The following is a 12,755-nucleotide window of genomic DNA, read 5'->3' on the forward strand; positions in this document are numbered from 1 at the left end:
ACAGCTTCAACGGCGCGTCCCAGGCTGGCTGGGCACCGCTTCCCTCGTCTTCCAAAGGACAGTTCTTCATGGCGCAGCGTATTTCCCTGGCCGCCACGGCCCCCTTCCCTCTTTCGGCGCTTGCCGCCTCGGTCCACCAGCGCCTTTCGCACCGACTTGTGCGCCGGCCCGTTCAGGCTGCCCTGCTCGGGCTGATGCTGGGCGCCGCCGGTGCGGCAGCCGCACAGGCCATCCCAAGCGCCCCGGCCGCGCAGACAGCACGCGAGTACGACATTCCCGCTGGTTCGCTGAGCCAGGCACTGTCGCGTCTGGCCGGCGAGTCGGGCGTGACGCTGTCGGCCGACCCGCGCCTGACGCAGGGCCTGCAGTCCGCCGGCCTCAAGGGACGCTTCGAGCTGACGGGCGGGCTTGCGCAGCTGCTGCGCGGCACGGGGCTGGAGGCGGTGCAGGCCGGCCAGGGCGTCTACGTGCTGCGCAAGAGCGCGGCCCATCCCGTGGTCACGCCGCCTGCGGCCGCCGCGGCGTCTTTCACCCTGGGCGAGGTGCGGGTGAACGCCCGGGCCGAGCACTCCACCGCCACCGAGGACACCGGCGCCTACACGGCCAGGGTGGTAACGCTGGGCAAGAGCGTGCAAAGCCTGCGCGAGATTCCGCAATCCGTGTCCGTGGTCACACGCCAGATGCTGGAAGACCAGAACATCCAGAGCCTGGACGATGCCATGCGCACCCTGGCCGGCGTCACCGTGGAGCCCGGCAGCACGGGCGGCAACCATGGCAACTTCTATCTGCGCGGCTATGCCGTGGATACGGTGCAGACCGATGGCGTGAACATGCCGGCCAGCACCGGCAATGACCTGTCCACCGGCTTCGGCATGGCCATGTACGACCGCATCGAGCTGCTGCGCGGCCCGGCCGGGCTGTTCCAGGGCGCGGGCGATCCGGGCGGCTCCATCAACCTGGTGCGCAAGCGCCCCAAGGCGCAGGCCGAGTTCAACACGCAGTTCTCGGCAGGCTCGTGGCAGCGCTACTACGCAGAGGCCGACATGACCGGCCCGCTGTCCCGCGACGGCCGCGTACGCGGCCGGCTGGTCACGGCCTACCAGGACCAGCAATCCTTCGTGGACCATGTGTACTCGCGCAAGCCCCTGGTCTACGGCGTGGTCGAGGTGGACCTGGCCCCGTCCACCACGCTCACGGCCGGCGGCAGCTACCAACAGTACAAGGGCCGCCCGGCCTTCGGGCTGCCGGCCCTGCCCGATGGGCAGTTGCTGGACATTCCTCGCTCCAGCTACCTGGACCCCATCTGGAACCACATCACGGAAAAGAACACGGAGTACTTTGCCGAGCTGCTGCACCGACTGGACAACGGTGGGCGCATCAGGCTCAACGCCATGTACCGCGAGCAGGACGAGCCCTCGCGCATGTTCGGCTGGTCGGACTGCGCCGCCGACCCGGCCACGGGCGACAGCTGCCTGGTCAGCTGGGCCTATCGCAGCCACTGGAAGACGCATGGCCTGGACGCCTCCGCCAGCCTGCCCTTCAGCGCCTTCGGCAGCACCCGCAACGAGCTGGCCGTGGGCGCCGACTACCGCAAGATCCGCAAGAACTTCCAGTACGGCGGCGGCGACAACGCGCCCATCAACATCTACCAGCCCGACAACAACGTGCCGTTGCCGACCAATTACAGCTTCTCCAACGGCAACGACAACCGCACCGAGCAGTTCGGCCTGTATGGGCGCGCCAATCTGCGCCCCGTGGACCGCCTGCTCATCAGCGTGGGCGGGCGCATGACCTGGTGGCAGAACCACGCCATCAACCGCAATGCCTACTTCAACCAGTTCTCGGAAACCGACAACCGCATCAACGGCAAGTTCACGCCCTATGCCGGTCTGGTGCTGGACCTGAATGACCAGGTGTCGGCCTATGCCAGCTACACGCGCATCTTTGCGCCGCAGACCACCAGCGACGCCGCGGGCAACACCCTGCGCCCACGCGTGGGCCAGCAGTACGAGGCAGGACTCAAGGGCGAGTGGATGGACGGCCAGCTCAACGCGCGCACCGCCATCTTCCGCATGGAGGACACCAACCGCGCCATGACCGATCCGGCCAATCCGCTGTTCTCGGTGGCATCCGGCAAGATGCGCAGCCAGGGCGTGGAAGCCGAGATCGGCGGGCGCATTGCGCCCGGATGGAATGTGTCGGCCGGCTACGCCTACACACAGACCAAGACACTGGAGGGCACGCCCGACCAGAAGGCCCAGCTGTACACCTTCATCGCCCCGCGCCACAGCTTCAACCTGTGGACGCGCTACCAGTTCGGCACCGGCGCGCTGGAGGGCTTCAGCCTGGGCGGCGGCCTGCGCAGCGTCAGCCGCATGTACCGGCTCAACGGCGATGTGAAGTTCTCGCAGGGTCCGGTCACCACGGCGACGCTGCAGCTCGGCTACCGCATCAACCGCCATGTGGACGCCACGCTCACCATCAACAACCTGTTCGACAAGGTGTACTACCAGCGCGTGTGGGCCGCCTACGGTTCCAACTACTTCGGCGAGCCGCGCAATGTGATGCTGACGGTGCGCGGGCGTTTCTGAGCTAGGCCGCAGGCGGTACGTCGCCGCGCTGCATGCGCTCGAAGGCCTTGTCGATTTCCTCGGAGCGTATGGCGCCCGCAGCCGGCACGGGACGGCCCGCGCGCTGGGCGTCGATCTGCTCCTGCATGCGCGTGGCCACCTGCATCAGCACGCGGTGCAGGCCCAGCTGCTGGCGGCGGGCCTGGTCCAGGTGCGTGACCACGGGCTCCAGGGACTGGGCCAGCGAGCGGGTCAGCAGTTGGCCCATCATGTGGACCAGGGCCTGACGGTCCTGGGCGGCCTGCACCTCCGACGGGGTGCTGGCCTGGGTGCTGACGGGCTCGCTGGCCGCCCTTTGTGCCATCAGTTCGCGTATGCCGTGCAGCGAGTCGCCTGCGGCACTTTGGGTTTGCAGCAGCCGCGCCAGCAGAGCCTGAAGCGCCTGTAGCGTCTGGGATTGGTCAGCGTCCCTGGCGGCGGCCTGCGCGGCCGCTGCCGATGCGTGGGCTTGGTCGGCGGCGTCTTCCTGCACTGCCTGCTGCTGGGACTGGGACACCGACTGGGCCACCTCGCGCGTGGCGGCGACCAGATCGACCAGCTGTGCCGTCACGCGCGTGGCGGCGTCGGCATTGGCGCCGCCTGCGGCCTGGCGGCGCAGGAACTGCTGACGTATCTGCTGCCAGCGGGCGCTGTCCTCGTCGCTCATCTGCCCGCGCAGCTCGGCGAGCTTGAGCAGGTTCTCCTCTGCGCCCGTGGTCAGCATCTGCGCTTCGCCCTGATAGTGGTCGGCCAGCATCTGCTGCATTTCCTGGTCGTTCATCACGGGCGTGATCTTCTCGGCCAGCTTGTTCATGTTGCGGTAGCTGCCCTGCAGCCGGAAGGCCGGCTCGGTGCGGTAGCCGTCGTCCTGCGCGGCGCTCTGGATGTACTGCTGGTTGACCTTGAACACCAGTTCACGCACCTGCACCATGCGGGCCAGCACGGCCTCGATCTCGCGCAGCTCGGCCGATGAGTAGTCGTGCGACAGCGCATTGCCCGAGACCTCCCGGCCCTGCGCCTTGTCCAGCAGCAGGTACAGGTCCTGCAGGCTGCGCGTGGCCATCGGCGCCAGCACGGCGTTCGAGGTCATGCTGTTTTCGATGTAGCTGAGCTTGAACACCTCCTGCATGCCGCCCAGCACGTCGCCCAGGTTGTAGATGTCGGCACGGTTGGCCAGCATGTCGGGGATCTTGAAGACCTCGCCCGACTCGGTGTACGGGTTGCCCGACATCACCACGCAAAAGCGCTTGCCGCGCATGTCGTGGGTGCGGGTCTGGCCCTTCCACACGCCCTCGATGCGGCGCGTGCCGTCCGACAGCGAGATGAATTTCTGCAGGAACTCGGGGTGCGTGTGCTGTATATCGTCGATGTACAGCATCACGTTGTTGGCCATCTCCAGCGCCAGGTTGAGCTTTTCCAGCTCCTTGGCCGCCGTGGCGTCCGGCGCCTGGGCCGGGTCCAGCGAGCGCACGGAGTGGCCCAGCGCCGGGCCGTTGATCTTCATGAAGATCAGGCCCAGGCGGTTGGCCACGTACTCCATCAGCGTGGTCTTGCCGTAGCCGGGCGGCGAGATCATCATCAGCAGGCCCATCTGGTCGGTGCGCTTGTTCTCGCCGGCCACGCCGATCTGCTTGGCCAGGTTGTCCCCGATCACGGGCAGGTAGATCTCGTTGATGAGCCGGTTGCGCACAAAGGACGACAGCGGCCGGGCCTTGAATTCCTCCACCCGCACGCGCGAGCGCCAGTCCTGCAGCAGCTGCTGGCGCAGCGCCTGGTAGCGGCCGAACTCGGGGACAAAGCTGCGGAAATGGCGCGCGGCGCGCTGGCCCAGGTCGTCGATCTGCAGCCACATGCGGCCGTCTGCAATGCGCGGATGCTGGCCCAGCAGGCCCGACACTTCGTGGCGCAGGTCCACGCTGCTGACCTTGCAGGGCAACTGGCCGGCACAGCACAGCCAGGCGGCGGCCTCGCCACAATAGGCCAGCCAGGCCTGCCCTTGCCCGTCGTCCAGCGCGCGGCAGGCGGTCTGCAGCCAGTGCAGCGCGCTGCGCCAGCGCTGGTCCAGCGGCGCCACGGCCTTGTCGCGCCGGTCCTCGCCCTGCCAGTAGGCCTGCATTTCTTCCCAGCGCTGCAGCGGCTGGGCCTGCTGCTGCACGGCGGCCTGCAGCGCGGCAATGGCCGACTGGCTGTAGCTGGAGAAGGAAAAGCGCACGGCCTTTTGCGCCAGCTCGGCCTGCAGGTAGTCGGCGGCGCCGTGGATCAGGCTGTCGATATCGCTGTCTGCGGGCGCCGCCTGTCCTGGCAGCAGGTCGCGCAGCAGGCCCCGCTCTTCGGCATAGGCGCGCAGGCGCTCGGAGATGTCGGTGCGCAGGCTCAGCTGTTCGGCCTCGCTGCCGAACATCTGCTGCATGGCCTGGGCCTGCTGGGCGCGCAGCGGCCACTGCGCCATGGCGGCAGCCAGCTGCGGCTGCTGCACCTGGGCCTGTGCGCTCCAGAACAGCAGGGCCAGCACACGGGCGTCGGGCGCAAAGCGCAGCACGCCGGCGGCATCGCGCAGGGGCAGCAGTACCTGCAGGATGCGGGCCGCATCATGGTCGTGGATGCCGCGCTCATAGCCTTCGCGGTAGCGCGGCGCGGAGAATTCGCGGATGGCCTGGGTCAGTGCCGCCTCGTCGGGCAGCAACTGGGCTAGCCGGGCCTCGCTCCAGCCGTCACGGCGCTGGCGCGCAGCCAGCACCACTTCCAGGGCCAGGTATTCGCCCCGGTAGAACTGCGGCGATTCGGCCGGCGTGGAGGCATCCCAGTAGGCCTGCAGGGCGGCCAGCTCCGGGTTGTCCATGGGCTCGAAATACTCGGTGCCGACCAGGTGCAGGAACAGTTCGCCGTTGCGCGGCAGCAGGGTCAGGTCCAGCTCCTGGTTGCCCACGCTGAAGCGGTGGCGGCCCAGGCGGATGATGGCGCCGTCGCCTTCGTACAGCTCGGTGCGGTCCTGCAGCGCGCGAAACGCCTGGTCGCGCAGGTTCTTGACGCGGCCGTCGATGTCGTCGGCCTTGACCGGGTCATGCAGTTGCTCGCGCAGGCGCTGGGCCAGCTCCTTGAGCTTGCCGATCAGCGGATCGCCCGCAAAAAAGGCATGCAGGGCATCGGCGCTGGCGAGTTTTTCGGTGCGCTTGGGCAGGCTTTGCACGATGCGCAGGGCCGCGTCCAGCACGCCCTGCGCCTTGCGCTGGCGCTCGTCCTGCAGCGACTGGCGGCGCGCCTCGAAGCTCTCCAGCACCTCCTCGCGCTTGGCCATGATGTCGCCGAGGAACTGCTCGTGCTCGCCGAAGCGGCTTTCGATTTCCTCCAGCTGCACCAGCAGGCGCGCCAACTGCTCGTCGCATTTCTCGGGCGTCTGCGCCAGGCCCAGGGCGCTGACGATGCTTTGCGAGAACAGCGCCAGCTGGGCGGCGAACTGGGCCACGTTCTCGGCGCCGCCCAGGCCCGACCGGCGCTGCTCGGCGCGTGCACGCACTTGGTTCAGGCGCGCGTAGACGGCCGAGATGCGATCCACCACCTGGGTGCGCTGCGTGGCGTCGTCGATGGACAGGCTGCCCATGAGCTCGGACAGCATGTCCAGCGCGGCCGCCATGTCGGCCATGCGCGCCAGCGGCTCGTTGATCTGCGCCACCGTGGCTGCCGCCTGCGCGGCCTGGTCCAGTGCCTGCAACTGGTCGGCATAGGGCTGCATGGCCTCGTCGGTGGCAATGAAGGCGGCCGTGCGCTGGGAGACTTCGGCCTGGGCCTCGTTGACGCCCTGCACCATGGTGTCGATGGCGGCCTGGTCCACATAGCGCAGGTCGCGCGTGGCCATGAGCTGGCCGCGCAACTGGCCCAGCTGGGTGAGCGCGTCCACGTACTCGCCAATGCTTTTCCAGTCGGCCAGCCGCAGTGTCTTGAGCAACTGGCCGTGGCGGCTGGAAACCTCGCCCATGGCCTTGGCCGAGGCGTTGCGGATGCTCTCGACCTTTTCGTACTCGTCGATGACCGCATCACCCGTGGCGACAATGCCCAGCAGGGTCTCGTGCACGCCCTTGAGCTGCGGCGCGCCCAGCCAGTGGTAGCGCTCGAACAGGCGGCGCGCGGCGTCGATCAGGCGCTCGTAGCGCGGCAGCGAGACCTCGGTGGCCGCGATTTCCTTGCGCACGCTGTACAGGTCGGAGATGCCGCTGACCAGCTCGGCATTGCCGATGCGGCCCAGGAAGCTGTCGCGCTGCGGCTGGCGTGCCGCATAGTCGTCCGAGGCAAAGGGCGTGCGCCAGACCTGCATGGGGTGCACGCGCGAGGCCTCGTTGCTCTCGGCCGCGAAGATGACGACGCGCCCGTCGTCCATGCGCGCATAGCCGTGGCCGATGATGGGCGGCTGCAGCGCGCGCTCGATCAGGTTGTACTTGAACAGCGCCATGCGCCCGCTCTCGGGCTCGTAGAACACGTAGAGCACATCCTCGCCGTTGGGCGAGCGGATGCTGCGCCGGTAGCGCATGCCCTGCATGTTCTGCTCGAACGAGCGGTTCTCGCCGCTTTGCAGGTAGTAGCCGCCGGGGAAGATGATGCCGTGGTCCTGCGGCAGCTGGATGCAGGCCGCGCCGATGGCGTCCATGCGCAGCACCTGGCGCGACAGGGTGTTGAAGATCAGGTAGCGCCACTGCTCTTCGCGGTAGGGCAGGATCTTCAGCAGGATCAGGCTGCCGACGGCGGCGTACTCGAACACGGCGTCGTCCAGCGACTGGTTCTTCTCCTGCACGGGCTCGCTGTAGATGCCCAGTCCGTCGTTGGTGTTGTTCTCGACCTTGATGGTCAGCGTGCCGCCCAGGGTCTCGACGAAGACCTTGTCCAGCACGTTGATGTGCGGGTGGCGCCCCTGCACCAGTTGCTCGCGCCCGGCGCGCTGCCACTCGAAGTCATGCGGTGCGGGCAGCTCGATGTCGCGCTCGCCCCGGTTGTCTATGTAGCGGATGGGCTGGCCATCGACGGGCACGGACCAGCGGAATACGCGCACATCGGACAGGCGCTCGCCAATCTGAAAGCTCGCCAGCAGCTTGCCGTCGCGCACGGCCAGCTGCATCAGCCGGGTGTTCTTGTAGTAGGCGTACAGCTCCTGGAAGTCCTGCACGAAGCTCTGTATGCCCAGAAAGCTGTCCTTGAGATCGACCGGCGTGACCTCGTAGCCCTGCTCTCCCTCGTGCAGGCGGTACAGCACGAACACGTCTTCCACGCGCGTGGACTGCTTCAGGCCCATGAAGACGTTGTAGCCAAACAGCAGGTAGCCGCCGACCTGGGCGATGTCGCGGCCCAGGCAGTTGTTTTCGGTGCGCACGCGCATGCGCCCGATGACTTCCATCTGGCTGCGGCCGAATTCCTCCAGCCGCTCCTCGTTGAGCTGGCGTGCCAGCGTCTCCAGCGCCTGCCCCTGGCCGTCAAGGCGCTTGGCCAGCACTTCGTAGGAGCCGCCGCTGGCGACTGCCTGGTCCACGGCGGAGGCCGCGGTGTCGGGGGACAGGGACTGTGGGGACGATGGGGACGGTTGGGACATGGGCGTCACGGGCTTTCGCGTGTCAGGGACCATTCACGCCCTCCCCGGCCAGCTGACTGGCAGGCAGGCGGGCGGAGGCAGGCGGATGCGGGAGGCTGGGCAGCCGATGGAGGGAGCGGCCGGGCGGCCGCCCTGTTCAGTCGACCCTCTGCGTGGGCGGCAGGCCCTTGCCGTCGCCCAGCGCGTTCAGCAGCGATGCGCCGCCCTTGCCGCTGAGGAACTTGCTGATCAGGTCCTGCACGATGGGGCTCTTGCCCGCCACGCCTTCCACGGCCTTGCCCACGGACAGCGCCTTGGCGAAGTTGTCGAAGAAGGCGCCCTCGCCGCCCACGATGTCGATGTTGGCCTTGCTGAGCGCGGCCGACAGCACCTCGGACTGGTCCTTGGCCACGCTCTTGTTGGCTTCGATGGCGGCCAGCGCCTGCTCGAAGTTCTTCTCCAGCTGCATGCGGAACTCCTCATGCGAGCGCGCCTGGTCGGACAGCGAGGCCAGCGCGGTGAACTTCTCGGTCAGGCCCTTGGCCTCGGCGAAGAGCTTGTCGCGCAGCACATCGGCCTCGGACATGCCCACGTCGCGCGTGACCGTGGCCTTGGTGGCGCCCACCTGGGCTTCGCCGCGTGCCTGGGCCAGCAGGCGTTCTTCCAGCACCTTGGCATCGGCCAGGCCCTGTTTTTCGTTGGCATCGGCCGTGGCCTCGATGACGCGCGCCTCGGCCAGGCCCTTTTCCTGATGGCCCTTGGCTTCGGCCATCAGCTTCTCGGCAATCACGCGGGCCTGGGCCAGGCCTTCCTTTTCCAGGGCGGCGGCGGTGACTTCGCGCACCCTGGCATCGGCCAGGCCGGGCGCGGCGCGCTCGACCTCGATGGCCTCGGCCAGCTTCTTCTTGGCTTCGGCGGTCTTGCTGGCCGCTTCCAGCTCGGCCTGGGCCATGGTCGTGACTTCCACGGCCTTGTGGCGCGAGGAAGCCTCTTCGGCCTCGGCCTTCTTGACCTGGCGCACCATGTCTTCCTCGGCCTGGGCCTGGGCGGTCAGCACGGTGACCTGCTTCATGCGCTCGGCCTCGGAGACCACGCGCACTTCCTTGATGCGTTCCTCTTCCTGGGCCACGGACTTCTCCACCACCACGCGCTCGCGCACCACGTTGGCGATGTTGGCCTTCTCGACCTCGATGGCCTTTTCCTTCTCGATGCGCTGCAGCTCCACCTCGCGCTGGCGGGCCACGATCTCCAGCTCCTTGGCGCGCGTGACCTTCTCGACCTCGATCACCACGGCACGCTCACGGTTTTGCTGGGCCACGGCCACTTCGCGCTGGCGGTTTTCCTCGCGGATGTCCAGCTGCTCCTGGGTCTGGATGCGCGCCTGCTCGGCCTTCAGGCGCTCTTCTTCCTGCACCTTCTGGGTTTCGGCCTGCTCGCGGGCCTGGATGGTGGCGATCTCGCGCTTTTGGCGCGCCTCGGCATCGGCCTGCTGGCGCTCCAGCGCCAGCATGGCTTCCTTGGTCTCCACGTTCTTCTTGGTGATGGCCAGGTCGGAGTTGCGCTCCAGTTCGTTGGTGACGATGTTCTGGTTGGCCGTCAGCTCGGTGATCTTGCGAATGCCCTCGGCATCCAGGATGTTGTTGGGGTCCAGCGAGGACTTGGGTGTCTGCTCCAGGTAGTCGATGGCCACGTCCTCCAGCACATAGCCGTTGAGGTCGTTGCCGATGACATGGATGATCTGGTCGCGGAAATCCTGGCGGTTCTCGAACAGCTTGACGAACTCGATCTGCTTGCCCACGGTCTTGAGCGCCTCGGAGAACTTGGCGTTGAACAGCTCGTTGACGGCCGTCTTGTCCGAGGCCCGGTCCACGCCGATGGCCTTGGCCACCTTGAGCACGTCCTCGGCCGTTTCATTGACGCGCAGGTAGAAGGCCACGGTGATGTCGGCGCGCATGTTGTCGCGGCAGATCAGGCCTTCCTTGCCGCGCCGGTCGATCTCCAGCGTCAGCAGCGAGATCTGCATGAACTCCTTCTTGTGGATCACCGGCAGCACCAGGCCGCCCGTGAACTTGACCTTGGGCTGCGACGTGGTGTCGTTGATGATCAGCGCCGTGCCCTGCGGAACCTTGATGTAGAAGGCCTTGACCAGGGCGAACAGCCCGAGGATGACGACGAAGACGGAACCGATCACCACCCCGGCGACGATGTACCACTCCATGTTGCTCATGTTCATGCGAATCTCCCCTGTGAATTGCTATCTGTGAAAACGCTGAAAAAACGGAAAGGCCGCGCCCGCCGAACGGACGCTCGGGCCTTGTGGGAATCCCGGAACTAGCGCGGCAGCTCGGTGCCGTCGAACTCGGCCTTGCTGACCACGCGCCAGGCGTTGTGCTCGGGCAGGTGCTCGATGAGCACGATCTCGGTGCCCCGGCCCAGTGCGCGCTCGGGCGAGCGCATCTGCACGTTCAGGCCCGCGCCGCCGTCCTCGACACTGCCGTAGCCCTGCGTGCCGTCCACCACGGCGCTGCGCACCAGGCCGGCGCGGCCCAGCAGCACCTTGGGCTCCTCTGCAGGCGCCACCTTGTTGACGATGCCCCGCAGCGGGCGCAGCAGCAGCACGGTGGCGGCAAAGCCCAGCACCATGGCTGCCGCAGCCACCAGGGAGCCGGTCAGCAGGTTCACCAGGGTCCAGCCCTGGGGCATGGGCACGAAATGGCACAGCACATACGAGGCCAGCCAGGACATCAGGAACAGCGCGGTGAGGATGACCGTGAGCGGAATGCCGCCCAGGCCCACCTTGAGCAGCAGCCCGGCCAGCGCGCTGACCGAATGCTCCACGCCGTGCGCATGGTCGCTGCCGTCGAACAGCACCCAGTGGTCCAGCGAGTCCACCTCCAGCAGGCCCAGCATGGCGATCAGCCAGTACAGCAGCATGAACAGCAGCAAGGCGCCAAAGATGAAAGTCGGAAAGCCAAACGCGTATTGCAGGAACGCAGACATGTTTTTCCCCTCCCCTCAAATCCGGCAGCCGAGGCGGCAGGCCTGGCAGTGCCTGCCTGGACAACGGCCGCGCATCAAGCGTTTTTTCCGCCAGTTGCGGCGCGCTGCGCCTTCAGGCGTTCCAGCACCGACTGCGCATTGCCCGCCTGGGGCGTGATGCCGGCAGCGCGCAGCTTGGCATCCAGCGCGTCTTCGCTGCTGTCGCGCGCCAGCTCGGCCGCGCTTTCCATGCGCGCACCGCGCTCGGCCTGCTTTTGCTTGATGCGCTCCAGAGAATCCAGCGCGCTTTGCACACGCGTCTGCGAGCCTGCGTAGCGGCCGGCCACCGTGGCCTGGGCGCGCTGCACGCTTTCCGTGGCCTTGACCGTGTCGGCCTGCTGCTTGAGGCGCTTGATATGCGTTTGCGCCGTCTGTATGGCCACGCGCAGCTGCTCCACGCTTTGCGTGTAGGCGTCCAGCTGGGATTGCTCTTCGTCGCGCTGTGTCTCCAGCACGGAAACCTTGCCGGCCACTTCCAGCGCCAGCGCCTCGTCGCTGGTGTCCAGCGCCTTGACGGCATAGCCCTCGTACTCGGCAATGCGTTCCTGGGTCTGCTTGAGCTTGCCGGCCGCCAGCTTTTGCTTGGCCATGATGTCGGCCAGCGCTTCCTTGGACTTGTTCAGGTCGCTGTCGGCATCGCGGATTTCCTGGTCCAGGATGCGCAGGGCCTGGCTGTCGGTCACCGCCTCGCCGGCCTCGTGGGCGGCGCCGCGCAACGCTGTCACCAGCTTGTTCCAGATGGTCATGATGATCTCCTAGGGGCTCAGTGTCTTCAACGGGCGGGGCGTCAGGCCTGCGCGGATGCGGGTGCGGATGAGGGTGCGGGCACCGGCGTCAGGTAGTGGGCCAGTGCCTCGGTGGCCTGGATGACGCTGTCGGCCAGGGTCAGGATCTCGGCAATGATGTCGCCCTCGCTGCTGCTGGCATGCAGGGCGGCGAACATCACGTAGCCCTCGCCGCCATGGGCCTGGGGTTCCAGCGCCATCGTGGTGAAGGGAAACAGTTTTTGCAGGCGAAGCATTTGCTCGTTGAGACCGGCGCGGTCGTGCACCTGGTCGGCGGGCCACAGAAAGGCCTCCACCACCAATTGGTCGCCCGAGAGCGCCACATGCACCGGCAGATCGCCGAATTCTGGCAGGCTGACCAGCAAACTTGCGTCTGCGCCTTCCAGCACCTCGATATGGAGCCGGCCGCCCTGCACCAGTGCCGATTGCTGCAGATCGCCCGCCAAGGCGTGAATATCCCGATATGCCTGTCTGCTGTTGTCCATGCCGCCCTCCTTGTGGATGAGAACCATTGATCCCGGTTGCAATCCCGGCACGCGCATTTGCTTTTCCAATTGCTGCAATGCCGCGCCGTACTCTGGAAGAATCCAGACCTCCTTTTTCACCAGCCCCTGTTCGCGCAGCCGTTGCCGGTGCAGGCGCTGGTAATGGGCTGATGTCTTTTGTTCCATGCGGATACCATAGCGGTCATTACATGTGATGTCTACATGTAATAACGATCAATTTGTAAACGGATATGTAAACCGAGTGGCGCAATGGCCGGCTTTGCGC

6 protein-coding genes are annotated in these 12,755 nt (G+C 66.9%); 1 reads left to right on the forward strand and 5 read right to left on the reverse strand.

Features of this window, described 5'->3' with window-relative positions:
* Nucleotides 1-68: 68 nt before the first annotated feature.
* The gene (locus BO996_RS17650; protein WP_232240358.1) at nt 69-2,591 is read left to right on the forward strand and encodes a TonB-dependent siderophore receptor; all 2,523 of its coding nucleotides are present in this window, start codon (nt 69-71) and stop codon (nt 2,589-2,591) included.
* Nucleotide 2,592: 1 nt separating this feature from the next.
* On the opposite strand, the gene BO996_RS17655 is transcribed toward BO996_RS17650, so the two are convergent.
* From BO996_RS17655 to BO996_RS17675, 5 genes are all read right to left on the reverse strand, one after another.
* Nucleotides 2,593-8,181, reverse strand: coding sequence for a DNA repair ATPase (locus BO996_RS17655; protein WP_232240359.1), 5,589 nt, complete (start codon nt 8,179-8,181; stop codon nt 2,593-2,595).
* Between the two features lie 136 nt (nt 8,182-8,317).
* Entirely contained in the window at nt 8,318-10,393 is a 2,076-nt protein-coding gene (locus tag BO996_RS17660) for a hypothetical protein (RefSeq protein WP_071955962.1), read from the reverse strand.
* A gap of 98 nt (nt 10,394-10,491) precedes the next feature.
* Nucleotides 10,492-11,160 carry a hypothetical protein gene (locus BO996_RS17665; protein ID WP_063326066.1) on the reverse strand — a complete coding sequence of 223 codons (669 nt, stop codon included), beginning with the start codon at nt 11,158-11,160 and terminating at the stop codon, nt 10,492-10,494.
* A 74-nt stretch (nt 11,161-11,234) separates the two neighbouring features.
* Nucleotides 11,235-11,945: a PspA/IM30 family protein gene (locus BO996_RS17670; RefSeq protein ID WP_012205647.1), complete on the reverse strand. Its 711-nt coding sequence runs from the start codon at nt 11,943-11,945 to the stop codon at nt 11,235-11,237.
* Between the two features lie 41 nt (nt 11,946-11,986).
* Nucleotides 11,987-12,469, reverse strand: coding sequence for a YjfI family protein (locus BO996_RS17675; RefSeq protein WP_232240360.1), 483 nt, complete (start codon nt 12,467-12,469; stop codon nt 11,987-11,989).
* Nucleotides 12,470-12,755 lie beyond the last annotated feature (286 nt).

The sequence above is a fragment of the Delftia sp. HK171 genome (genome assembly GCF_001886655.1).
GTDB classification, from domain to species: Bacteria; Pseudomonadota; Gammaproteobacteria; order Burkholderiales; family Burkholderiaceae_C; genus Comamonas; species Comamonas acidovorans.

What these genes read in the sequence shown, in the direction of transcription:
- BO996_RS17665 (WP_063326066.1), bottom strand. Translation starts at nt 11,160, where the DNA reads ATGTCTGCGTTCCTGCAATACGCGTTTGGCTTTCCGACTTTCATCTTT.
- BO996_RS17655 (WP_232240359.1), bottom strand. Translation starts at nt 8,181, where the DNA reads ATGTCCCAACCGTCCCCATCGTCCCCACAGTCCCTGTCCCCCGACACC.
- BO996_RS17670 (WP_012205647.1), bottom strand. Translation starts at nt 11,945, where the DNA reads ATGACCATCTGGAACAAGCTGGTGACAGCGTTGCGCGGCGCCGCCCAC.
- BO996_RS17660 (WP_071955962.1), bottom strand. Translation starts at nt 10,393, where the DNA reads ATGAACATGAGCAACATGGAGTGGTACATCGTCGCCGGGGTGGTGATC.
- BO996_RS17675 (WP_232240360.1), bottom strand. Translation starts at nt 12,469, where the DNA reads ATGGACAACAGCAGACAGGCATATCGGGATATTCACGCCTTGGCGGGC.
- BO996_RS17650 (WP_232240358.1), top strand. Translation starts at nt 69, where the DNA reads ATGGCGCAGCGTATTTCCCTGGCCGCCACGGCCCCCTTCCCTCTTTCG.